At 60.1% G+C, this 2,700-nt stretch carries 2 protein-coding genes; both read left to right on the forward strand.

Annotated elements, in window-relative coordinates; all coding sequences use genetic code 11:
- Nucleotides 1-26 precede the first annotated feature (26 nt).
- Complete coding sequence (locus K1Y02_26770) at nucleotides 27-1,451, forward strand: sugar transferase (GenBank protein ID MBX7259987.1); 1,425 nt, start codon at nucleotides 27-29, stop codon at nucleotides 1,449-1,451.
- Nucleotides 1,452-1,461: 10 nt separating this feature from the next.
- A partial coding sequence (locus K1Y02_26775; GenBank protein MBX7259988.1) for an oligosaccharide flippase family protein occupies nucleotides 1,462-2,700 on the forward strand: 1,239 nt, incomplete at its 3' end.

The raw sequence follows: 2,700 nt of genomic DNA on the forward strand, positions 1-2,700 counted from the left end.
AAGCGAGTAATAACTAGCAGACGCCTATGTTAAAGCGAAATGCATCTCAACTGACTGTCGCGCTTGCCGTATTCGACGCGGCGTGCGTGCTTACAGCCGGTCTTATTGCCGCGTATTTCACCCATCACGCCGACGGCGCGCAATCTCTTCGCGACCATTATATTGAGCACCGTTTCTACTACCTGTCGTTTATGGTGGTTTGGCTTTTGGCCGCGGGCGATCAACAGCTCTTTGCGTCGCAGCGCATCGACAGCCTTCCCGCGCAGTTGTTCGGTATCGGAAAGGCGCTCGTCATTGCGTTGTGTGTAACGGCCACGCTCACATTCTTTGTGAACCGTCAAGGCATCGACCGTTCCTTCTTTGCCTATTTCGCCGTTGCGGCCGCCTTGATGCTGGTGGCGTTCCGGCTGACGCTGCGGCTTACCCTGTGGGCCATACGTCGAAGGGGATACAATTTCCGGCAAGTCCTCGTGATTGGCGGCAATCCCCGCGCAAAGCATCTGGCCGACGTCGCCTCGACACACAGCCGCTACGGTTTTCAGTTTGTGGGATTGTTGGACGACGATCCGGAACGCGCGGACTATCTCAAAGAGTATGGCGTACCCTACTTGGGGCCGCTCACTGACCTGGAGCAAGTATTGCTCAGCCGTGTCATTGACGAAGTCTACATCTGCCTTCCCGTACGGAAGTACTACGAGTCCATTCAGAGCGCGGCACATTTGTGCGAAGGCGTCGGAGTGCCGGTTCGCTTCATTGCAGATCTGTTCCCCTTACGCGTCGCCACCAGCCGCGTACACCAGCTTGAAGACATTCCCGTGTTGTCGCTGTCGGCCATTCCAGAAGCGTTCACGCAACTGATGCTCAAGCGTGTAATCGATATGGCCGTCTCCTTTGTGTTTCTGGCCACCGTCGCGTGGTGGTTGTTCCCGATTATGGCGATGCTCATCAAGCTTGATTCGCCGGGTCCCGTGTTCTTCATCCAGGAGCGCGTTGGCCTGAATGGTCGCCGATTCGGCATGATTAAGTTCCGCACGATGGTTCCCAACGCGGAAGCGCTGAAGGCAACTTTGGCCGCTCAGAACGAGGCAGATGGCCCCGTGTTCAAAATGAAGCGCGACCCGCGCATGACGCGCGTGGGGCGTTGGCTGCGAAAATTCAGCATCGACGAGATTCCGCAGATCATCAACGTCTTTATTGGCGACATGAGCCTTGTGGGCCCGCGTCCGCCCGTGCCCGCGGAGGTAGCCAAATACACCTGGGACCAGCGCCGGCGCCTGAGCGTACGCCCGGGCATCACGGGGCTGCAACAAGTCAGCGGGCGCAGCGACCTCGTGTTCAAGGATTGGGTGGAAATCGATCTCGCCTACATCGACAACTGGTCGCTCATGGAAGATTTCCGCATCCTGTTCCGGACGTTCCAAGTCGTCGTGCTCGCCAAGGGCGCGGCGTAGTCAACGCGCCGTGGCGGACGAGGTATCCCCGCAACAAACATCCGGTTGGGCGAAAGCGTTTGGAGGCGTGTTTGTCGCGCGCATTGCGGCGAGTGCCGCAGTACTCGCGACGGTCCTGTTGCTGGGTCGACTACTCGGCCCTGCCCGATATGCCGATCTGGTCATCCTGCTCTCCATCATGAAAGTGGCGTCTGAACTTGTCGGGCCAGCCATGGATACAACCCTGGTCCGATTTGTCGCGAAGCAGTCCGATGCCCGCCCCGAGGATTCGATTCCCTACTACCGGGCGATACTGTCCGCAAAACTGGCCCTCGTGGCCGTGTTGCTGCTGGGGGGGGTGGCGCTCGCCGCGCCTTTGCAGCGCCTGCTTCTTGAGCCCGGCCACGAAACCGCGGTATCGACACACGCGATATGGATCGCATTCGCTGGAGCGGCGGTCACGGTGTTGTGGGGATACTCGCAGGCCGTCTACCAGGCCCAGCAACGCTTTGCCGCCTACGCCGGGTTCGAGCTTCTGAACGCGGTCTCGCGGCTCGTTATTGTAGGAGTTGTGCTCTTCTTCGCTTGGCACGGACTCACAACGATTCTGCTTGCCTACGTGCTGGCCGCCGTTCTGTCGACGATAGTCGCGTGGGTCTGCTTGCCGTCGGCGATTTTCAGTGAGAATACCGGCCCTTCACCGGTATGGAAAGACATGCTCCATTTTGCGAAATGGGTGCTGGCCGCGTGCTGCTTCACAAGTCTGTTCCAACGCGCCGACGTCTTCCTGCTGGCAGCATTCCACGAGCCGAAGGCGGCGATCGGTGCATACGGCGCGGCGATACAACTCACCCTGCTGGGCGACCTTGCCATCGGCACCCTGTTCAGCGTCTTGCTGCCCAAAGCCAGCGGACTGCGATCCGGAGAGGACGCCCGCCATTTTCTGCGTTCTTTCGCGCGTCCGATGGGACTTGCCGCCGCTGCGGCACTCCCCATCATATTGCTGTCCGCGCCCATCGTGCGCGTGAGCTTTGGCCCTGACTACGCCCAGACCGCGACTCTCTTCGCCATACTCCTGATAGGTACACTCTTCGCCATGGGTAGCGCCCCTGCCGGAGCCGCCCTCTACGGCCTTGGCCACTCGCGCGCCATCGCCTTCCTCGAACTTGCCAAAGTCCTTGCGACGCTGCTGCTTGGACTCTTCGTCGTTCCCCGCTACGGAGCGTGGGGTATGGCGTGGGTCATTGCCGCCGTGAAAGGCGGCGTGGGC

This window comes from Candidatus Hydrogenedentota bacterium (assembly GCA_019695095.1).
Classification (GTDB): domain Bacteria; phylum Hydrogenedentota; class Hydrogenedentia; order Hydrogenedentales; family SLHB01; genus JAIBAQ01.

Coding starts and splice junctions, on each gene's coding strand:
- K1Y02_26770 (MBX7259987.1), top strand. CDS start 27: ATGTTAAAGCGAAATGCATCTCAACTGACTGTCGCGCTTGCCGTATTC.